This window comes from Mesorhizobium quangtriensis (assembly GCF_040081925.1).
Classification (GTDB): Bacteria; Pseudomonadota; Alphaproteobacteria; order Rhizobiales; family Rhizobiaceae; genus Mesorhizobium_K; species Mesorhizobium_K quangtriensis.
Genome location: NZ_JBEBMF010000002.1, coordinates 327,746 through 347,404 on the forward strand (window position 1 = coordinate 327,746; position 19,659 = coordinate 347,404).

General features: G+C 62.4%; 19 protein-coding genes. 10 read left to right on the forward strand and 9 right to left on the reverse strand.

The window, feature by feature from the left end; translation table 11 throughout:
• The first annotated feature begins 255 nt into the window (after window positions 1-255).
• Window positions 256-1,308, forward strand: a complete 1,053-nt coding sequence (locus ABMA32_RS10285; protein ID WP_349013674.1) for a DUF1176 domain-containing protein — start codon at window positions 256-258, stop codon at window positions 1,306-1,308.
• Window positions 1,309-1,312: 4 nt separating this feature from the next.
• Here the strand turns inward: ABMA32_RS10285 and ABMA32_RS10290 are convergent, their stop codons facing one another.
• Genes ABMA32_RS10290 through ABMA32_RS10310 form a run of 5 tightly spaced genes read right to left on the reverse strand, consistent with a single transcriptional unit; the run spans window position 1,313 to window position 5,383 of the window.
• Window positions 1,313-2,191 carry an alpha/beta hydrolase family protein gene (locus ABMA32_RS10290; protein WP_349013675.1) on the reverse strand — a complete coding sequence of 293 codons (879 nt, stop codon included), beginning with the start codon at window positions 2,189-2,191 and terminating at the stop codon, window positions 1,313-1,315.
• Between the two features lie 3 nt (window positions 2,192-2,194).
• The gene (locus ABMA32_RS10295; protein WP_349013676.1) at window positions 2,195-3,802 is read right to left on the reverse strand and encodes an NTP transferase domain-containing protein; all 1,608 of its coding nucleotides are present in this window, start codon (window positions 3,800-3,802) and stop codon (window positions 2,195-2,197) included.
• Window positions 3,799-4,515, reverse strand: coding sequence for an XdhC family protein (locus ABMA32_RS10300; RefSeq protein ID WP_349013677.1), 717 nt, complete (start codon window positions 4,513-4,515; stop codon window positions 3,799-3,801). The genes ABMA32_RS10295 and ABMA32_RS10300 overlap by 4 nt, the downstream gene beginning before the upstream one ends.
• A gap of 9 nt (window positions 4,516-4,524) precedes the next feature.
• Window positions 4,525-4,863 carry an XdhC family protein gene (locus tag ABMA32_RS10305; protein ID WP_349013678.1) on the reverse strand — a complete coding sequence of 113 codons (339 nt, stop codon included), beginning with the start codon at window positions 4,861-4,863 and terminating at the stop codon, window positions 4,525-4,527.
• Between the two features lie 25 nt (window positions 4,864-4,888).
• Window positions 4,889-5,383 (reverse strand): flavin reductase, encoded by a 495-nt coding sequence (locus ABMA32_RS10310; protein ID WP_349013679.1) that lies wholly within the window; start codon window positions 5,381-5,383, stop codon window positions 4,889-4,891.
• A 164-nt stretch (window positions 5,384-5,547) separates the two neighbouring features.
• Between ABMA32_RS10310 and ABMA32_RS10315 the strand changes: the two genes are divergently transcribed.
• From ABMA32_RS10315 to ABMA32_RS10355, 9 genes are all read left to right on the forward strand, one after another.
• Window positions 5,548-6,609 carry a branched-chain amino acid ABC transporter substrate-binding protein gene (locus ABMA32_RS10315; protein WP_349013680.1) on the forward strand — a complete coding sequence of 354 codons (1,062 nt, stop codon included), beginning with the start codon at window positions 5,548-5,550 and terminating at the stop codon, window positions 6,607-6,609.
• Entirely contained in the window at window positions 6,609-7,604 is a 996-nt protein-coding gene (locus ABMA32_RS10320; protein WP_349013681.1) for a P1 family peptidase, read from the forward strand. The genes ABMA32_RS10315 and ABMA32_RS10320 overlap by 1 nt, the downstream gene beginning before the upstream one ends.
• Window positions 7,605-7,626: 22 nt before the next feature.
• Window positions 7,627-8,157: a hypothetical protein gene (locus ABMA32_RS10325; RefSeq protein ID WP_349013682.1), complete on the forward strand. Its 531-nt coding sequence runs from the start codon at window positions 7,627-7,629 to the stop codon at window positions 8,155-8,157.
• 60 nt (window positions 8,158-8,217) lie between these two features.
• A complete protein-coding gene (gene purB, locus ABMA32_RS10330) occupies window positions 8,218-9,525 on the forward strand; it encodes an adenylosuccinate lyase (RefSeq protein ID WP_349013683.1) in 1,308 nt (435 codons plus the stop codon).
• The gene (locus tag ABMA32_RS10335) at window positions 9,525-10,097 is read left to right on the forward strand and encodes an RBBP9/YdeN family alpha/beta hydrolase (protein WP_349013684.1); all 573 of its coding nucleotides are present in this window, start codon (window positions 9,525-9,527) and stop codon (window positions 10,095-10,097) included. Before purB ends, ABMA32_RS10335 begins: the two co-directional genes overlap by 1 nt.
• A 140-nt stretch (window positions 10,098-10,237) precedes the next feature.
• Window positions 10,238-11,716, forward strand: a complete 1,479-nt coding sequence (locus tag ABMA32_RS10340) for an ABC transporter substrate-binding protein (protein WP_349013685.1) — start codon at window positions 10,238-10,240, stop codon at window positions 11,714-11,716.
• 78 nt (window positions 11,717-11,794) lie between these two features.
• Window positions 11,795-12,742: an ABC transporter permease gene (locus ABMA32_RS10345; protein WP_349013686.1), complete on the forward strand. Its 948-nt coding sequence runs from the start codon at window positions 11,795-11,797 to the stop codon at window positions 12,740-12,742.
• Complete coding sequence (locus tag ABMA32_RS10350; protein ID WP_349013687.1) at window positions 12,739-13,599, forward strand: ABC transporter permease; 861 nt, start codon at window positions 12,739-12,741, stop codon at window positions 13,597-13,599. The genes ABMA32_RS10345 and ABMA32_RS10350 overlap by 4 nt, the downstream gene beginning before the upstream one ends.
• On the forward strand, window positions 13,596-15,236 hold the full coding sequence (locus tag ABMA32_RS10355) for an ABC transporter ATP-binding protein (protein ID WP_349013688.1): 1,641 nt from the start codon (window positions 13,596-13,598) through the stop codon (window positions 15,234-15,236). The genes ABMA32_RS10350 and ABMA32_RS10355 overlap by 4 nt, the downstream gene beginning before the upstream one ends.
• Window positions 15,237-15,373: 137 nt before the next feature.
• Here the strand turns inward: ABMA32_RS10355 and ABMA32_RS10360 are convergent, their stop codons facing one another.
• From ABMA32_RS10360 to serS, 4 genes are all read right to left on the reverse strand, one after another.
• The gene (locus ABMA32_RS10360) at window positions 15,374-16,696 is read right to left on the reverse strand and encodes a LysM peptidoglycan-binding domain-containing protein (protein WP_349013689.1); all 1,323 of its coding nucleotides are present in this window, start codon (window positions 16,694-16,696) and stop codon (window positions 15,374-15,376) included.
• 105 nt (window positions 16,697-16,801) lie between these two features.
• Window positions 16,802-17,470, reverse strand: coding sequence for a protein-L-isoaspartate(D-aspartate) O-methyltransferase (locus ABMA32_RS10365; RefSeq protein ID WP_349013690.1), 669 nt, complete (start codon window positions 17,468-17,470; stop codon window positions 16,802-16,804).
• Entirely contained in the window at window positions 17,467-18,225 is a 759-nt protein-coding gene (surE, locus tag ABMA32_RS10370) for a 5'/3'-nucleotidase SurE (RefSeq protein WP_349013691.1), read from the reverse strand. The genes ABMA32_RS10365 and surE overlap by 4 nt, the downstream gene beginning before the upstream one ends.
• Before the next feature lie 3 nt (window positions 18,226-18,228).
• Window positions 18,229-19,533, reverse strand: a complete 1,305-nt coding sequence (serS, locus tag ABMA32_RS10375; protein ID WP_349013692.1) for a serine--tRNA ligase — start codon at window positions 19,531-19,533, stop codon at window positions 18,229-18,231.
• Between the last annotated feature and the right edge of the window lie 126 nt (window positions 19,534-19,659).

Here is a 19,659-nt window from a genome sequence, read left to right on the forward strand (position 1 = left end):
TTGGAGCTGGACAAAAGGTGTTCAGGACAGAGTTGTTCTCCCGCCCGCGCCCCACTGAGCAGGTTCATTTCAGTGCCGCGCTAGCCCTGCTCCATGCGATGTGCAAGGCCGACTACGCTGAACTCGGCGCACGCCCGGCTGACTTCCCGCGTCACCCACGTCAACTCGCAGGACGCTGATCCAGCGACAAACCTTCCGTCAATCGCCTGCCGCAATCAATGTTATGCTGTCTTCGAAGCGGCGGAGATTCTCGACATGCGCATGACGACCCTTGCCTTGCCCACGGCAGTTCTCCTGACCTGCATTCCCAACTTCACAGCACATGCACAGGAAACGCGATACATCGATGACCGCTCCAGCGCGGCATCGTTGATTCAGTCCTTCTACAACGCCATAAACCGCCAGGAATATGCGCGCGCCTGGGACTATTTCGGCGACCAGAAACCCGCAAAGGATCTCGATGCCTTTGCGAAGGGGTATCAGGGTACGCAGCAGGTGAACGTCATAACCGGCAGCGTGGCATCCGAAGGTGCTGCCGGCAGCACCTTTTATTATCTGCCGGTGGCTATAATCGCCTTCGACAAGGCGGGCGGCGAGAAGGTGTTTGCCGGATGCTACACGCTGAGACTCGCAAACCCCGCGATTCAGGGAGAGCCGTTCCGTCCGCTGCATATAGAGAAGGGCAGCCTGAAACCGTCGACCGTGAGCTACGAGGATGCGCTGCCGAAAGACTGCCCGGATGCGCCAGCGCCCGAGCAGACCGACACCATATTGTCGGACGTAAGGACGCTGTTCGATACGATGCACCCGGAATGTGACCGGCATCTGCCGGGAGGTGACCCGGCCAATGCCGAAGTCGAGCAATATACGATTCCGTATCGCTACAGCACCGATGCCGACGGCGACCCTGAGAGGACAGCCCGGTTATTTCGGTTCTATTGCGGCACCGGTGCCTACAATGAGAGCCACGTCTACTACCAGCATAACGAGGATGAAGGCCTCCGCGAGGTGCAGTTCGCCACGCCTGAACTGGATGTCCGCTATGAAGACGACAATAGCGACGAGAAGGTCGATAGCGTGTCGATCATCGGCTACAAGGCCACGCCCAAGCTGATCAACTCGTTCTACGACGAAGGCAGTCACTCCATCACCTCGCACGGCAAATGGCGCGGGGTCGGTGACGCGTCCGATTCAGGCACATGGCTCTTCCGGAACGGCGAATTCACGCTGGTGAAATACGACGTCGATGCGTCCTACGACGGCGAGATCAATCCGGAGACGGTGCTCGACTACGACACCGCGCCCTGAGCGATCAGCGAACCGAGAGCATCCAGTTCAGCGTCTCGCGCCAGTCCAGCATTCGGATCGGCGTTCCATGCGTGCCCGTTTCGAATCGCACGAACCGCGCCGGATAGCCGGGGGAGCGCTCCGTGATCGACCTGAAAAAGGCCTCCTGCTTCTCGACCGGAAAAACGGTGTCGCGGCTACCTTGGCCAAAAAACACGGGGACCTTCGCCTTGAAGCCTGCGCTGGAGAGAAAGCTGTCATCCCAGAGCGAGCCCAGCAGCAGCAATCCTGAAATCTGGTTGGCCGTCGTGCGGTTGGAAGCCAGTTGCCAGCAAAGCATGCCGCCCATTGACCCGCAGGCAACGAAGATCTTCGCTCCGGGCGATTTTGCAGCATAGTGGTCGATCAACGCCGCGATCTGATTGGCGCCGTTTTCGCCGAAGTCGGGGAAATCCGGCGACAAATAGAGCCCGCCATTAGCGACCATCAAATTCTTGATGCGGTTGAAATTGCCGCCAAAGGTGAAATCGTCGACCCCCTGCTTCCGGCTTCCCCCCTGCCCGTGAAGATAGATGGTGATGATCTGCGCACCTTCGGTCTTGCCAACAGCGAAATGCCGGATCGTGCCCGCATCCGTTTTGAGGCCAAGATCCTTCTGAGCCTTCCTGACGCCGGTCGAGATGTAGTTTCCACGCACCCTGCGTTCTGGAATCTGGTCGCGCTTGTTGATGTCGCGGGCCTCGTTGTAGTCGACAACGGTATAGGCTCCGCCGCCTTCCGAAGACAGGATGGCAGGATACGCGAACAATTCGTCCTTGAACGGCTTGAGCGTCAGCGCGAAGACGCTGTCGACTAGCGAAAGGGACAGCAAGCCGGAGAGAAGCAGCGAGATGCGAAAGGTCATCGGTCAGTCTTGAAGCACGCCGCCGGCGCTTTCAAGCGCATCCTGCGTATCGACGTCGATCGATGCCCCTGCCCCGATCTCGACGTCGATCACCTCAGCCAGCCCGGACTCGACCAAATGCCGCGCACCTGTGTCTCCTTCCGTCGTGGAGACCTGACCGAAAAGCGCACGCGGCAAAATGACGGGATTACCGCGCTTGCCGTCATGCGTGGCGCGGACGATCGCCTGCCCGCCCGCCTTGCGAAACGCGGTGACGAGCCTGTCCATGTCGGCAACGGAAACCTCAGGCATGTCGCCCAGGAGGATCAGCGCGCCTGAGGACGGCGGCAAGGCTGCGACGCCGGCTTTCAGGGAACTTGAGAGCCCCGACTCGAAATCGGGATTGTGCACGATATCCACGTCGAGGCCGTCTAGGGTGTCACGAACGCGCTCAGCCTGGTGGCCAATCACGACGACAGCGCCCTGAACCAGGGAAGCAAGCGCGCGTTCGGCTGTCTGCCGGATCAGGGGGCGACCGGAAAAGAGCGCCATGAGCTTGTTCGGCCCGCGCATGCGGCTCGACCGACCGGCGGCCAGAATGACTGCATGCACATCGACGGGCCTTGCGGCAACCGAAGCCTCGCGTGGCTGTGGACGCGTTGGAATTTCCATAAGGAGGCCGCCGACGCCCATCCCAGCTATGTCGTCTTCCGTCACGTCGAGGCCAGCGATCAGGCGGTCGAGCACCCAGTCGAAACCATTCTCCTTCGGGCTACGCGCACAGCCGGGCGCGCCGATGACAGGCTTGCCGTTCAATCGTCCCAGCACCAGGAGATTGCCGGGATCGACCGGCATGCCTGCGCGCAGCACCTCGCCCCCAGCCCGCCTGATGGCGGACGGAATGACGTCATCGAAATCACAAAGCGCGGACGCTCCGAAAACGATCACCATGTCGTTTGTCGCCGAAAAGGTCGTCATTGCCTCAGCCAGAGGCAGCGTCGAATGCGCCACGCGCCTTTCCTCGCCGATCACGCTGCCAGAACGCGCCAGCCTCGCCGACGTGATACGCGTGGTCTTCGCGAGAACGCTTTCCTTCAGGCCAGGAAGCACCGTCTGGATGAGGCCCACCGACACGGAGCGAAATGGATGAACCGCGAATATGTCGGAAAGCGACAGGAGCGATGTCGCCTGGTCGATCAATCGACGGTCGACGGCAAACGGAATGATCTTCACCGTGGCCACCATGTCGCCGCGCCCGACCGGCTTGTAGGCCGCGATGGTGGCAAGGGTGATCGAAGGGTCGAGCACGTTCAGGCGATCAACCAGCGCCTTGTCGACCGCAAACAGGCCTGCTTGCCTGGCATACAGGTTGACCCTCCCGGTCGAAGCCGGCTTGGCCTCGATACCGTCGAAGCGCATGGCCGCAACGATCCGTGTCGCAGCGGCATCTTCATCGATATCCTCGGACGAGAGAACAGCCGCCACAACTTCCGCGACACCCGCCTCGCGCATGAACGCGACATCTTCTGCCGTCAGGCAATGCGCTTTGCGGAAGGATTTTCCGCCGACGGCAACGGCATGGGCAAGCAATGCGCCCTCGGCTTCCGCAAGCGGAACCGGGCCGAATCTCACGCCGCCTCGCCCTTCGGCAGACGATCGTTCCCGACTCCGCGCGAGCGAAAGGCGCGGACGATCTGCGCCAGTATGGCCACGGCGATTTCGGCTGGGCTGGAGGCGCCGATGTCGAGACCGATCGGGGCCGCAATGCGCTCGACCTGCGTGGCAGTCGCATCGAGCGCCAGCAGCCTTTCGACGCGTTTTGCGTGGGTCTTCCGGCTGCCAAGGGCACCGACATAGAAACACCCGGCGTCGAGCGCTGCCTTCAGCGCAAAATCGTCGATCTTCGGATCGTGTGTGACGGCCGCGAGCGCCGAATAGGCGTCAAGGGGCCGCGCGGCAAGAACGGTTTCGGGCCAATCGGCGAACAGCTCGACATCCGGAAAGCGATCGGCACTTGCAAAGGCCGTGCGGGGGTCGATCAACTCGATGGGGTAGCCAGCGATACGAGCCATGGGAGCAAGCGCCTGGCTTATGTGGACCGCACCGATCACGACCAGACGCGGTTGCGGCAGATAGGTGTTCAGGAACAGGCTTCTGCCGCCAGCCTCCACCAGACCGGAATTGCCGGTGCGAAACGCCTTGGCGACGGCCTCGCCCAGTTCTCCGCCGACCTCTTCGTTTTCGCGAACCAAACGGGCGCTGCCGTCATAGAGGTCCTTGACCAGAACCACCGCGCGTCTCGCCCGGCGTTCGTCATTTAAAGCGTTGAGCAGGGCGAACTCCATAATGCCGCCCTATCCCAGTCGCTCGACATGAACTTTGATGCGCCCGCCGCACGACAGTCCGACACGCCAGGCCGTCTCGTCGGCAACGCCGAATTCGAGAGTCCGCGCTTTCCCGGAATCGATGACGTCGATCGCCTCGGCCACGACAGCGCCCTCGACGCATCCGCCCGACACCGAGCCGTGAAAATTGCCGTCGACATCGACGACCAGATGGCTGCCTGCTGGTCGCGGCGCAGAACCCCAGGTCTCGACAACCGTGGCAATCGCCACACCCCGGCCCTCCGCCTTCCATCCTTCGGCGATGATCAGGGGATCGCGGACTTCATCGAGATGCGCGGTGCCGGCCATCGCCTTCCTTCTCGTCGCCACCGGCTCAAAAGAACCGGTAACCGCGTTCAAAATACATCAGCGGATGCGTCGCATCGCCGATACGGATGCCCTTCACCTCGCCAAACAGGACGCGATGCGTGGCGTGGTCCTTCGTATCGATGATCTCGCAATCGAACACGGCCAACCCGCCCAGCAGTGTTGGCGCGCCGGTCGAAATCTTGTCCCACTCGGCCACCGAGAACCGTTCCTCCACAGGGAGGCCAGTCTGGCCCGAAAATGCCTCTGCTAGGGCCTGCTGGTCCGATGCCAGCGTGTTAAGCGCGAAGTTGCCGTTCTTGATAAAGATATCGTTTTTGGGGTTCTCGCGGTTGAGGCACACCAGCACGGTTGGCGGCGTATCGGAAACCGAGCACGCAGCAATCACCGTCGTGCCGCGTTTTCCCGCTGACCCATTCGTCGTGATTACGTGCACTGCACCCGCAAACCGCGCCATGGCGTCGCGGTAGGTCTGTGGCCCGATATCGTTCTTTTTCAGCACTCTCGAATTCCCTTGGACGGTCGTATGTCCTCCCAGATCATATATTGCTGGAATACCGGGCTAACAAGCAACGGCATCTCCGCAGGCGAATGTCGGGCTTTGAGGCTTGCCGCGCGTCGCTTCCGCGCGTCATTGTACCCGAGATAGGAGAATCAACACCGCGCATGCGATTTCTGGCAGCGATATTCTGCGCATTTGTCGCGTCTGCACCCGTCAGCGAGGCCGGAGCTCAAGCCCTGATCGGCGTTGCCGCGCCGCTTTCGGGCCCTTCCGCAATTCTCGGACAGCAAATGCGGACCGGCGCCAGCCTTGCAGCCGAAAGATTGAGGGATCCATCCGTCAGACTCGCCATCGCCGACGACGGCTGCACGGCCCAAGGTGGCGCGCGGGCGGCGCGCGAACTGCTTGCGGCTCAGGTGCAGGTCGTCATCGGCTTCCTGTGCAGCGAGGCACTCGAGGCGGCGCTTCCCATCCTCAAACAGGCAAATATTCCGACGATCACAGTCGGGATTCGCACCGACAGCATAACGGACCGCCGAAATCGCACCGGGTGGCTGATCTATCGCCTTGGACCTCGTGCAGACGACGAAAGGGAGGCAGCCGGCCAGCTTCTGACACGGCTCTGGCAGCGTGACCTGTTCGCGATCGTCGATGACGGTACGATCTACGGGCGCGAACTTGCCGAAAGCCTGCGCATCGCCGCCGAACAGGCCCGCCTTTCGCCTGTGTTCGTCGATACTTTCCGCCCGCAGCTCGACAACCAGATTGCGCTCATCGGCCGCTTGCAGCGCGCAGGCGCCACGCGCGCCTTCGTCGGCGGAGAGCGCGACGATGTCGCGGTCATATCGCGTGACGCGGCGCATCCCGAGGCGAATATCATCGTTGCATCGGGTGAAACCCTGCGTTCCGCAGGCGAAATACCGCTTGCGGCCGGAACGCTTATGGTCGCGCTGCCGGAATGGATAGACGTGGCGCTGCCCGAGGTCGCCAAGGCCTTTGCCGACAGGCAGTTGCTGGCGCAGGGCTATGTCCTGCCGGCCTACGCCGCCGTCGAGATTGCGCACACCGCAATTGCCGGGCAGTTCTTGCCATCGGGACTGTCAGGCCGCGACTTCACGACCGCGATCGGGACAATACGTTTCGACGAGAACGGCGACCTCGGCGAAAACCCCTATCGGCTGTTCCGCTTCGACGGCACACGCTTCACCGAAGTGGCGGTCCCCTGATGTTCCGCACCGGAAAGCGCAACCTGATAACAGACGTTACCGGCCTGAGTGTGGGCAACATCTCGGACGAGAACTTGAAGTCAGGCGTAACCGTGGTCGTTTGCGACCAGCCGACTGTGGCCGGCGTGCAGGTTCTCGGCGGCGCGCCCGGCACACGCGAAACCGATCTCCTTGAACCCCACAACACCGTCGAGACCGTCAATGCCCTGACGCTTTCGGGCGGCTCGGCCTTCGGCCTCGACGCCGCTTCCGGCGTTCAGGCAGCCTTGCGGGAACGAGGCGTCGGCTTCGAGGTGCGCGGCAACGTGGTTCCGATTGTCCCGGCCGCGATCGTCTTCGACCTCGCAAACGGCGGCAACAAAAGCTGGGGACGCTATCCGCCCTATCGGGACTTGGGTTACGAGGCCGCGCAGTCCGCCTCCCGTGATTTTGCGATCGGCACGGCCGGTGCGGGCGTGGGGTCGCTTACCTCCGGTCTCAAGGGCGGATTAGGGTCTGCGTCCACCGTGCTCGACAACGGCATCACTATCGGAGCGCTCGCCGTCGTAAATGCCATCGGCTCCGTCACACTCGGTCGCAGCCGCCATTTCTGGGCAGCGCCTTTCGAAATCGGCGACGAGTTCGGAGGTCTGGGCTATCCCTCGCCTATACCGCAGGACGCCCGCCGCATCCTTCTGAAGTTCAGAGACCAGCTCGCAAACACCACGATTGCCGTCATCGCGACAGACGCGGCCATGACGACAGCAGCCGCAAAGCGGCTAGCGATCTGTGCTCATGACGGCTTCGCGCGGTCGATCTGGCCGACACATACGCCCGCCGACGGAGACCTGGTCTTCGCCCTCGCCACGGGTACGAGCGGCAAGATTCTTTCATTCGACGATGCGATCGACCTTTACGCGGCTGCCGGCGCCACGATGGCGCGGGCGATAGCGCGTGGCATCTACGCCGCGACACCTTCTTCGAACGACCTCTTCCCCACATGGTCGTCGCGGTGAAATCGGGCGCGGAACATCGTTCTTGACCGAGGGAAGTGCCAAAGCCCAACCGAATGCAGGCTGGCTGAGAGGCGCCTGGGTCAACGCCTTTCCTCCGCTACTGCCCACCATGGTGGGCGCCTTTCTGTGGGCGCTGGCCATGTTCGCCAGTGCCGCGACCGTGCTTGTCTGGGACAACTGGCAGACGCCAGACAGGATCAGAACCATAGCGGGGTTCTTCGCGATGGGGGGCATTGTGGCTTTTCCGATCGGCATGATCCTCGCGCGGTTCCTTTCATACCGGCGCGCTGCCGAGACGGCCTTCGCGGCAGGTCTTGTCTCCCTTGCCGCTGCTTCCTTCGTCGCTATCGCCGGACTTTTCGCGCTTGAGTACCGTTCCTACTACGCCGAATGGCACGCAGAGACTTTCACCCGCGTCTGGTTTTTCCAGTTTGTTTTCACGATCGCGGTTGCACTTTATCAGTTCGCGGTCCTTGGCCTGCGGCTTTTCTTCCCCGTCGGGTTCATCGCGCTTATCCTCGCCGCCCTCTGGTTTGCACGTCAGCCGCGTTGAGCATTGTGGCCACCTCTGTTAGGGAGCGGCTACGTAAAAACGGACAGGAAAGCTTCCACGATGATCTCGCGCTATTCGCGACCCGACATGGTCGCCATCTGGTCGCCCGAAACCCGCTTCCGCATCTGGTTCGAGATCGAGGCTCATGCCTGCGATGCTCTCGCCGAACTCGGCGTCATCCCGAAAGAAGCTGCCCGGACGATCTGGGAACAGGGCGGCAAGGCTGAGTTCAATGTCGAACGCATCGATGAAATCGAGAGCGTCACCAAGCACGACGTCATCGCGTTCCTGACCCATCTTGCCGAATTTGTCGGCGAGGATTCGCGGTTCATCCATCAGGGGATGACATCGTCAGACGTGCTGGACACCACCTTCAACATCCAGTTGGTGCGCGCTGCAGACATCCTGCTTGCCGACCTCGACCGCGTGCTTGCAGCCCTAAGGAAGCGCGCCTTTGAGCACAAGGACACCGTCCGCATCGGGCGCAGCCACGGCATTCACGCCGAGCCAACTACGATGGGCCTGACCTTCGCCCGCTTTTATGCCGAGATGGACCGCAACCGCGCTCGCCTTGTCGCCGCGCGTGCCGAGGTGGCTACCGGCGCTATCTCAGGCGCGGTGGGTACATTCGCCAATATCGATCCGCGTGTTGAAGAGCATGTCTGCGAGAAGCTCGGCCTGAAACCGGAACCGATCTCGACGCAGGTCATCCCGCGCGACCGTCATGCGATCTTCTTCGCGACGCTCGGCGTCATCGCTTCGTCGATCGAGAATGTCGCGATCGAAATCCGCCATATGCAGCGCACCGAGGTTCTGGAAGCCGAGGAGTTCTTCTCGCCGGGCCAGAAGGGTTCGTCGGCCATGCCGCACAAGCGCAACCCTGTGCTGACCGAAAACCTGACCGGCCTGGCGCGTCTCGTGCGTATGGCGGTCACCCCGGCGTTGGAGGATGTCGCGCTCTGGCACGAACGGGACATCTCGCATTCCAGCGTGGAACGCGGCATCGGGCCAGACACGACCATCCATCTCGATTTTGCTCTCAACCGGCTGGCGAGCGTGATCGAAAAGCTCGTCATCTATCCCGAAAACATGCTGCGAAACCTGAACAAGTTCCGCGGTCTCGTGCATTCCCAGCGTGTGCTGCTGGCGTTGACTCAAGCCGGCGTCAGCCGCGAGGACGCCTACCGTCTTGTACAGCGCAACGCCATGAAGGTGTGGGAACAGGGGGCGGATTTCCTCGAGGAGCTTCTCGGGGACCCGGAAGTCACGGCTGCCTTGTCCGAGGCCGAAATCCGCGAGAAATTCGATCTCGGCTACCACACCAAGCATGTCGACACGATCTTCCGGCGCGTATTCGGGGAAGCCTGATGATATCGGTCGCCGGTGATTTCGACTTTCTGGTTGTGCCGGGCCGGGGCAACTCGAAGCCTGACCACTGGATGGCGCACTGGTGCCGCGCGTTTCCCAATTCGTCGCGCGTGCTTCAGGCGAACTGGGACAAGCCGGAGCCTGGCGACTGGATCGCCCGGCTTGACGCAGCCGTCATGGTGGCTCCGCGCAAGGTCGTGATCCTCGCGCATTCTCTTTCCGTTGCGACCACAGTGAAATGGGCAGCGCAAACGAACGAAAACCAGCGCGCCAAGGTTTTGGCGGCCTTTCTGGTCGCCGCCACCAATGTCGAGGACCCCGACCCGTCTTTCGACCTCGTGCGGCCGTTCGCCCCTATGCCCTTGCAACCCCTGCCTTTTCCCACCCTGGTCGTCGCCAGCCGGACGGACCCGCGCGTGAGTTTCGAGAAGGCGCAGGCGTTCGCCACCGCGTGGGGCTCGGATATCGCCGACGCCGGCGATCTCGGGCATATGGGAAACGAAGCGAAGCTCGGGCTCTGGCCGGACGGCCTTCTCCTGCTTGGCCGGCTGCTGGAAAAAGCTGGCGCATAATATCTTGCAGTGCAGCAATCATCTAACCGTTTGAAATAGAAAACCATTTCAGTTTCCCTCTCGCATTTGCGAAAAAGCTGTTTTACTGAACGGCAAAATAGCGCTTCTATCCGCGCGACGCAGGCACTGGGAGGGCCGCAATGACCATCTGGAAATCCGTTTTCGCCGCAGCGCTCATGGCGCTCGCCTCAGGCACGGCTCACGCGGCCCGCACCGATCTCGTGCTTGGCATTCCTCTGGAGCCTCCGCATCTCGACCCGACAGCCGGCGCGGCAGCCGCAATCGACGAGGTGCTTTACGCGAATGTGTTCGAGGGGCTCACCCGAATCGGCTCGCGCGGCGAAGTGCTGCCGGCGCTGGCCGAGAGTTGGATGATATCTGACGACGGCAAGACCTACACCTTCAAGCTGAGGACAGGCGCCAAATTCCACGACGGCACGGATTTCGACGCGAACGACGTGAAATTTTCGCTGGACCGGGCGCGCGCCGACGACTCGACTAACGCGCAAAAAGGCCTGTTTGCCGCGATCGATACCGCGGACGTAGTTGATCCTGCGACCCTCAGGGTTACCCTGAAAAACCCTCAAGGGTCGTTCCTCTACAATCTCGGCTGGGGCGACGCGGTCATCGTCGCGCCGGAATCTGCCGAGACCAACAAGGAAAAGCCTGTGGGAACCGGACCTTTCAGGTTCGACCGCTGGGCCAAGGGTTCGTCGATTACGCTGGTCAAGGCCGACAGCTACTGGGGCGAGCCCGTCGCGCTGGACCGGGCGGAGTTCCGCATCATTCCGGACGCCGCCGCAGCGGTGCCGGCGCTGCTGTCCGGCGACGTGCAGGCGCTGCCCAACTATCAGCTCGGCGATGCCCTTCCGCAGGTCGAATCCGACCCGCGCTTCAAGGTGGTGATCGGCTCAACGGAGGGCGAGACGATCCTTGCCATCAACAACAAGAAGCCGCCGTTTGATCAGTTGAAGGTTAGGCAGGCCATCGCGCATGTCATCGACAGGAAGGCCATCATCGACGGAGCATCAGGCGGATATGGCGTGCCGATCGGCTCGCACTTCTCGCCGGCCAACGAGGCCTATATCGACCTGACGGGAACCTACGCGTACGATCCCGCGAAAGCCAGGGAACTGCTGACCGAAGCCGGCTTTCCGAATGGTTTCAAGACCACTCTGAAGCTGCCGCCCGTGGGCTACGCCCGAGACGGCGGCCAGATCATCGCGTCTGAATTGCGCGGCATCGGCATCGACGCCGAAATCATTCCCGTCGAGTGGGCCGATTGGCTGAAGCAGGTCTTCACCGAGAAGGACTACGACCTCTCCATCGTCTCCCACACGGAGCCGAACGACATCGATATCTATGCTCGCAAGGACTACTACTTCAACTACGATAATCCCGCCTTCGACAAGGTGCTCGAGGAGCTGCATCTCACCTCCGACGGGGCCAAGCGGAAGGAACTCTACGGGACTGCCCAGAAAATCCTCGCCGACGATGCGGTGAACGGTTTCCTGTTCGAGTTGCCCAAGATCGGCATCTGGGATGCCAAGGTCGAGGGCCTCTGGGAAAACTCCCCTATCCAGGCGAACGACCTGACCAAGGTCAGGTGGGCGGACTAGGCCAATCGGTACTCGCAGAGACCGGACGGCTGGGCTAAAGATGGCGGTCGTCTTTAGCTCGGCGGGTAAAGCATCGGGATGACCGCTTATCTCCTGCGCCGTATCGTTTCCGGCCTCGTCACGCTGGTCGTGGCGTCAATTGTGGTCTTCTCGGTGCTGGAAGTCATTCCGGGCGACCCGGCGCGGCTGATGCTCGGCATGAACGCCACCGACGATGCCGTCCAGGCGCTTCGCGTCCAGATGGGGCTCGATCAGGGTTTCCTTATCAGGTATTTCCACTGGACGGGCGGCCTGCTCACGCTCGATTTCGGCAAGTCCTATACCTATTCCGTTCCCGTGGGCGAACTGATCGCCGAACGGGTCACAGTCTCGCTGCCGCTCGCTCTGATCGCTCTGGCGCTTTCGACGGCAATAGCCATTCCGGTCGGGGTCTTCGCGGCCGCACGGCGGGGCAAGCCGGCGGACACGATCTCCATGGCCGTCGCGCAGGTAGGCGTCGCGATCCCGAATTTCTGGTTCGCCCTGTTGCTCGTCTATTTATTCGCCGTGTGGCTGCAACTGGTGCCGGCCGGTGGCTTCCCCGGCTGGCAGGCTGGCATCGGGCCGGCATTGAAGGCGCTCATCCTGCCGGCCATCGCGCTTGCGTTGCCGCAGGCGGCAATCCTGGCACGTGTGTCGCGTTCGGCCCTGATCGAAGTGCTCGGCGAAGATTTCATCCGCATGGCGCGCGCCAAGGGCCTGTCGCGCAATGCGGCGCTCTGGCGACATGCGCTGCGCAATGCCATGCTTCCCGTCCTGACCATCCTCGGGCTGCAATTCGCCTTCCTGCTTGCCGGCACGGTCATCATCGAAAACGTCTTCTACCTGCCCGGTGTGGGGCGGCTGGTCGTCCAGGCCATCAACCAGCGCGACCTAATAGTGGTCGAAAGCGTCGTCATGCTGCTCGTCGCGAGCGTCATCCTCATTAATCTGCTCGTCGACATGGCCTATGCCGTCGTCGACCCTCGCCTGAGAACACGCGCGTGAGCGAAACGGCGACACACCGGGAACGCGGCTTCCTCAGGGAGGCCTTCGCAAATCGCTCCTTCGCGACCGGCACAATCATCACCACGCTGATTGTAGCCATGGCGCTCCTTTCGTTTTTCTGGACGCCCTACGACGTGACCAAGCTGGTGGTGGCCGACCGGATGCTACCGCCATCATGGGATCATATCCTCGGAACCGACCAGTTCGGTCGCGATGTGTTGTCGATGATCATGGTCGGAGCACGCAACTCGATCGCCGTCGCGCTTGTCGCGGTCGGCATCGGCATGGGCATCGGTGTACCGCTCGGCTGCTGGGCGGCTGCAAAGGGTGGCTACATCGACGACGCGCTCATGAGGGCGAATGATGTCGTCTTCGCCTTCCCGGCCCTGCTCTCGGCGATCATGATTACTGCGGTTTTCGGGCCGGGCGCGATCAACGCCATCATTGCGATCGGCATCTTCAACATCCCGGTATTCGCCCGCGTGGCACGCGCAGGCGCGCTTTCCATCCGGCCGCGCGAATTCGTGCTGGCCGCCCGCGCCGCCGGTAAAGGACCCATGCTGATCACGATCGAGCACATCCTGCCGAACATCACCACGCTGCTGCTGGTTCAGGGGACAATCCAGTTCGCGCTTGGTATCCTCGCGGAGGCCAGCCTGTCCTACCTTGGGCTGGGTGCGCAGCCCCCCATGCCGAGTTGGGGGCGGATGCTGTTCGACGCACAGACCCGCATGGTGGTTGCACCTCACCTTGCCATCGCGCCCGGCATGGCAATCGTCTTCACCGTTCTCGGCCTCAATCTAATCGGCGACGGCCTCGCCGACTTGCTCGACCCCAAGCTTAGGCGGCGGCGATGAGCCTGCTCGAAATCGAGAACCTGAAGCTCGACATCGGCGGCACGCCGATCCTGAAAGGAATCGAACTGAAGATAGAGGCCGGTGAAATCATGGGGCTGGTTGGCGAATCCGGCTCCGGAAAGTCGATGACGGCGCTTTCCGTCATGCGGCTGCTGCCGGAATTCGCCGCGCTTTCCGGCAGAATCGGTTTCAATGGTCTGGACCTTGTGAAGGCATCCGAGGAGGACATGTGCGCGTTGCGTGGCGATGACATCGGCATGGTCTTTCAGGAGCCGATGACTGCGCTGAACCCGCTTAAGACGATCGGCGAACAGGTCGCGGAGGGCATCCGGCTGCACACCGGCGCCAATCGGACGGATGCGGAGGGGCAAGCCCGTGTGATGCTCCAGCGGGTCGGCCTGCCGCCCGAAAAATTTGCGCTCAGCCGCTATCCGCACGAGCTTTCCGGCGGGCAACGGCAACGGGTCGTGATCGCGATCGCCTGCGCGTTGAAACCGAAGCTGCTGATCGCCGACGAACCGACGACGGCGCTGGACGTGGTGCTGCAAGCACAGATCCTCGACCTCCTGCGCGAGCTGGTGAATGAAAACCGGATGGGTATGCTGCTCATCTCGCACGACCTCGCGGTCGCAACGGAGATGGCCGATCGGATCACAATCCTGCGCGGCGGCGAAGTGATGGAGACGGGCGACACCGCGCAAACGCTCTCGGCGCAGGTTCGTCCCTATACGCGCCAACTCACGCAGGCATCTCTTCATGTTCCTGAGCGGCACAAGCGCGTTTCGGCCACCACCTCCTCCAGCAACGAAAGCAAACCTCCCCTGCTTTCGGTCAAGAACGTCACGAAGGACTATCCCGGCCGCCGCGCGTCTCTGTTCGAAAAGCCGCAAACCTTCCGCGCGGTCGACAATGTCTCCTTCACCCTCGGCGAAGGGCGCTCCGTTGCGCTCGTCGGACGATCCGGCTGCGGAAAGTCCACCCTCGCCCGCGTGATCCTGGCGCTGGAAAAGTCGACATCCGGATCGGTCGCGTTCAGAGGCGAAGTAGTGACCGGTCGCGACGAGGCCGCGCTGAGGTCGGCCCGGCGCGACATGCAGGTCGTCTTCCAGGACCCCTACGGATCGTTCAATCCGCGCCGGACAGTCGAATGGCTGGTGGCCGAGCCGCTGCACCTGCTCGACAAGAAGCCGGGCAAGGCAGAACGGCGCGAGTTGATCGAGCACGCGTTGCACGAAGTCGGACTGCAGCCATCCGACATGCACAAATACCCGCACGAATTTTCCGGCGGACAAAGGCAACGCATCTCGATTGCGCGCGCGATCATTACCCGGCCAAAACTGGTAGTCGCGGACGAACCTGTCTCCGCGCTCGACGTCTCCATTCGCGCGCAGATCCTCGACCTCTTCGCCCATCTGAACCAGAAGCTCGGCGTCGCCTACATTTTCATCACCCACGATCTAACCGTCGCAAGGGCGATCACCGACGAGGTGATGGTCATGCACGAGGGCAGGATCGTCGAGACTGGAAAGACGGAGGAAGTGCTTTCGCATCCGCAGTCTGACGCGGCGAGGATGCTGGTTGAAGCAGCGCCGGACTTGCATCTCGCCCTCGCGAAGAAGATGCAGGAACAGGGCTAAGGGATTCAGATGACTCGCAAACATGTGGACAGGATAATGCCGTCCGCGTGCCCGTGAACGAAAATGCCCGCCCTTGCGGGCGGGCGTAAGGTGCGGGCCAGACTGGAGGTCAGGCGGCCCGCGCTATTTTTCTGGTTTTATTCCAGATAGGTCGAAGGGTCGACCGGCGCCGAATTCTTGCGGACTTCGAAGTGAAGCTTCGGAGCATCCGTCTGACCGCTCATGCCGGAGACCGCGATCTCCTGCCCACGCTTGACCTTGTCGCCGCGCTGGACCTTGAGCGCGCTGGCGTGGCCGTAGACCGTGACAAGCCCGTCCTCGTGGCGCACCAGCACGGTGTTGCCGAACTCCTTGAGGCCGTCGCCGGCGTAGATGACGACGCCGTTTTCGGCAGCCTTCACCGAGGTGCCTTCGGGAACCGAGATGTCAATGCCGTCGCTCGTCTTGCCGCCGCCCTTGCCGAACTGCGAAATCACGCGGCCACGAACCGGCCAGCGCATGCGGCCGATGCCGGTTGCGTCGGGAGCCGTCTCGCTGGCCTCGTCGATGACCTTCTCGGTTTTCTTGGGCGGCGTGTAGGCAGCGACCTGCTCGCTCTTCTCAGGCTGCTTGGGTGCAGCCGGAGCCGAAGCGGTCTTCGTCGGTGCGGTTGCAGCGTCCGTTTTGGTAGGCGTGGCCGGAGCCGCGGAAGCAACCTGCACGGAACCGCCCGAACCCGGAATCTTCAGCGTCTGGCCGATGCGGATGGCCTCGTCCGACAGACCATTGGCCTGTTTGATGGCGGACACGCTCGCACCCGTCCGGCTGGCGATACGCGAGAGCGTGTCGCCTTCCTGCACCTTGTAGGTGCCGGCAGCCACGGTCTTTGCGGTTTCCGTGGCCTTTGTCGGGGCAAGGGCCGCCGTCTGTGTAGCGATCTCGGAGGAAGCACCGGGAATGAGGATTTTCGAGCCGGAGCGAAGGTTGTCCGACGGCGACATGCCGTTGGCGCGCATGATCGTGTCAGCCGGGACGCCGTAGCGGCGGGCAAGGCCGTAAACCGTGTCGCCGGCCTGGACCGTCACACGGGTCCCTGCCCCGTTGCCGTTCACGCTGGCCTGCTGCTGCGCCATGGTGCCGCCAGACGTTTCGGCAAGCGGGATGGACGCGGTCTGGGTCGGCTGTGGAGCCGAAGCGCCGGTGGGGGGAGCGAGTTCGCTGCGGGTGACGCCGCCACTGGCTGGTGCCGCCTGCGAGCCGATATAGCCCTGATTGTCGTAGTTGCCGGCCGGCTGCGCACCGGTGGTGTCGCCGCTCGGCCGGATGATCTCACGCTGATTGGGCGTCGTGGAGGCGGTCATGAAATCGTCGGTTCCGCCGAACCGGGCGGAGGAGCACCCTGCGGAAATACCCGCCAGAAGGAGAACCGCCACCCCCTGCGACAGCCTCAGTCCGTTCCGCTTCAAAACTCTGACCTGCATGGCAAAACCCGCGCACACTCGAACACAACTGACTCAATAAAAGCGCGTTAATCTTACCGGCCGGTTAAACCTCCCTCATTTGAAGCGGAATTTATTCAGTTTCGTTCAAATCGCGGCGGCGACGCCCCGCATTATGGGCTGGAGGCGCACTGTGCCGACGTCCTCGCGTTCGAATCGACTGCCCGTCTTGGTCAGCTTGGCGAGAGTCTGCGGCTGCTCTTCCGGACCGATTGGTGCAATCATCACGCCGTTGGAGGCAAGCTGCTCCACAAAATTGCGCGGCATGCTGTCGAAAGCCGCCCAGACCACGATGCGGTCGAACGGCCCCTCGGAAGCAAGCCCCTGCGATCCATCGGCCTGCCGGACGAACGCATTTGTTATCCCGAGCGTCTCGAACCGCTGCCGCGCCAAGCCGGTCAGGGTCTTGTAGCGTTCAACCGTCAGGACACGCGCCGCGAGCCTGGACATGACGGAGGCCGTGAAGCCCGACCCGGTACCAACCTCAAGCACACGGTGGCCGGGCTCGATGGCGAGCGCCGAAATGATCTGCGCCTGAAGGTCCGGCCCTTCGACCGCCTCGCCGCACTCGATCGGGATCATACCCTCGCTCCAGGCGACGGACTGCCAGCGTTCCGGAACGAAAAGATGGCGCGGCGTCGCCTCGAAAGCCGACACGAGGTCCTTTGCAACGATACCCTTGCCGCGCAGGCGCAAAAGAAAAGACGCGAACGCCTCGCGCTGGTTGGGGGCTTCGGTCGCGGCTGCGTCGTTCATGCAAGCGCCTTGGTGAGTTGATCGTGTAGCTCGTGCGCGGTGAAATCGAACTTCAGCGGCGTCACCGAAACGAAGTCGTTCTTGACCGCGTGGATGTCGGTGCCGTCGCGCAGATCGCCGAGATCGCGGCCGAACCGGAGCCAGTAGTACGGGAAGCCGCGACCGTCGGCGCGCTCCTCGATGTCGATATTGTAGCCGACCTTGCCCTGCCCGGTGACACGTACGCCCGCGACCGCTTCCGGCTTGCAGCTCGGGAAGTTGAGGTTGAGGAAGGTGCCCCTCGGCAGATCGACGTCCAGAAGCTTGCGGATCAGGTCTGGCGCAAGCGCCTCGGCGGTTTCGTAGGGAACGAAGCGCTGGCCGCCCTCGACATTGTAGGCCTGGCTCAGCGCGAAGGCCGAGATGCCTAGGATAGCACCCTCCATCGCGCCGGCGACCGTGCCGGAATAAGTGATGTCGTCGGCGATATTAGTGCCGGAATTGATGCCTGACAGCACGAGGTCGGGCAGACCGGGGAGCAAGCGGCGCACACCCATGATGACGCAGTCGGTCGGCGTGCCGCGCACGGCGAAATGCTTGTCGGAAATCTTGCGGAGCCTGAGTGGCTCGGACAGCGAAAGTGAATGCGAATAGCCGGACTGGTCTGCTTCCGGCGCGACCACCCAGACGTCATCCGAAAGGGTGCGCGCCACGCGCTCCAGGGTGGCGATGCCCTCGGCGTTGATGCCGTCGTCGTTGGTTATGAGAATTCGCATCGTCTATCGCACTTCGATCTTTGTCAGGCCGCCCATATAAGGCCGCAGCACTTCAGGAATGGTTATGGCGCCGTCGGCTTCCTGATAATTTTCCATGACGGCGATGAGCGCGCGGCCGACCGCCACGCCCGAGCCATTCAGCGTATGGACGAAAGCGGTGCCCTTGCCTTCCGGCGGGCGGTAGCGGGCGTTCATGCGGCGTGCCTGGAAATCGCCGCAGACCGAGCAGGACGAAATCTCGCGATAGGCCTTCTGGCCGGGCAGCCAGACCTCGATGTCGTAGGTCTTCTGTGCGCCAAAACCCATGTCGCCGGTGCAGAGCGCCACCGTGCGGAACGGCAGGTCGAGCTTTTTAAGCACGGTTTCGGCGCATTGGGTCATGCGCTCGTGTTCATCGCGCGAGGAGTCGGCGTCGGTGATCGAGACGAGCTCAACCTTGTAGAACTGGTGCTGGCGCAGCATGCCGCGCGTGTCGCGGCCAGCGGAACCCGCTTCCGAGCGGAAGCAGGGCGTCAGCGCAGTGAAGCGCAGCGGCAACTTGTCGTGCGCCGTGATTTCCTCGCGCACGAGGTTGGTCAGCGGGACTTCCGAAGTGGGAATGAGACCGAGCCGGCTTTCACCATGCGGCGTGAAGAACAGGTCTTCCGTAAATTTCGGAAGCTGGCCGGTACCATAGAGGACGTCGTCGCGCACCAGCAGCGGCGGGATCACCTCGGTATAACCATGCTCCGTAGTGTGCAGGTCGAGCATGAACTGGCCGAGCGCGCGTTCGAGGCGAGCAAGCTGGCCCTTCAGCACCGTGAAGCGCGCGCCCGAAAGCTTGGCAGCACGCTCGAAGTCCATCATGCCGAGCGTTTCGCCGATCTCGTAGTGCTCACGCGTCCAATTGGTATGCGGGCGCGGCTCGCCAACCTTGCGAACCTCGACATTGTCATTCTCGTCGGCGCCGACAGGCACATCGGCATGCGGCACGTTGGGCAGGACGGCCAGCGCATCTTCGAGCGCCTTGTCCAGATCGCGCTCCATGGCTTCCGCGCCGGCAAGCCATTCCTTGATAGCAGACACCTCGCCCTTCAATTCCTCGGCTTTGGCCATATCGCCGGAACGCATGGCATTGCCGATTTCCTTCGAGGCAGCGTTGCGGCGCTCCTGCCGCTCCTGCAAGCCGCCGAGATGGGCGCGACGCGCCTCGTCCCTAGCGATGACGTCATCGACGGTCGACTGCGCCTTCTCGGGCGACCACTGCCGCTTCACCAGCGCTTCCATGAGCGCCTGCGGGTTTTCGCGAATCCATTTGATGTCGAGCATGGCTGAAACCGTTCATTGTAAGGCGGACAGGGCCTAAACCGAGTGAGTGACGGATGCAAGGTGGGGCCTCTCTCCCTTCTCCCATTGCTGGAGCAGTGCCGGTACGTTCCGCCAAGAGCATCACTA

Coding starts and splice junctions, on each gene's coding strand:
- surE (WP_349013691.1), bottom strand. CDS start 18,225: ATGCGAATTCTCATAACCAACGACGACGGCATCAACGCCGAGGGCATC.
- ABMA32_RS10285 (WP_349013674.1), top strand. CDS start 256: ATGCGCATGACGACCCTTGCCTTGCCCACGGCAGTTCTCCTGACCTGC.
- ABMA32_RS10290 (WP_349013675.1), bottom strand. CDS start 2,191: ATGACCTTTCGCATCTCGCTGCTTCTCTCCGGCTTGCTGTCCCTTTCG.
- ABMA32_RS10305 (WP_349013678.1), bottom strand. CDS start 4,863: ATGGCCGGCACCGCGCATCTCGATGAAGTCCGCGATCCCCTGATCATC.
- ABMA32_RS10365 (WP_349013690.1), bottom strand. CDS start 17,470: ATGAACGACGCAGCCGCGACCGAAGCCCCCAACCAGCGCGAGGCGTTC.
- purB (WP_349013683.1), top strand. CDS start 8,218: ATGATCTCGCGCTATTCGCGACCCGACATGGTCGCCATCTGGTCGCCC.
- ABMA32_RS10320 (WP_349013681.1), top strand. CDS start 6,609: ATGTTCCGCACCGGAAAGCGCAACCTGATAACAGACGTTACCGGCCTG.
- ABMA32_RS10315 (WP_349013680.1), top strand. CDS start 5,548: ATGCGATTTCTGGCAGCGATATTCTGCGCATTTGTCGCGTCTGCACCC.
- ABMA32_RS10335 (WP_349013684.1), top strand. CDS start 9,525: ATGATATCGGTCGCCGGTGATTTCGACTTTCTGGTTGTGCCGGGCCGG.
- ABMA32_RS10340 (WP_349013685.1), top strand. CDS start 10,238: ATGACCATCTGGAAATCCGTTTTCGCCGCAGCGCTCATGGCGCTCGCC.
- ABMA32_RS10355 (WP_349013688.1), top strand. CDS start 13,596: ATGAGCCTGCTCGAAATCGAGAACCTGAAGCTCGACATCGGCGGCACG.
- ABMA32_RS10360 (WP_349013689.1), bottom strand. CDS start 16,696: ATGCAGGTCAGAGTTTTGAAGCGGAACGGACTGAGGCTGTCGCAGGGG.
- ABMA32_RS10345 (WP_349013686.1), top strand. CDS start 11,795: ATGACCGCTTATCTCCTGCGCCGTATCGTTTCCGGCCTCGTCACGCTG.
- ABMA32_RS10300 (WP_349013677.1), bottom strand. CDS start 4,515: ATGGAGTTCGCCCTGCTCAACGCTTTAAATGACGAACGCCGGGCGAGA.
- serS (WP_349013692.1), bottom strand. CDS start 19,533: ATGCTCGACATCAAATGGATTCGCGAAAACCCGCAGGCGCTCATGGAA.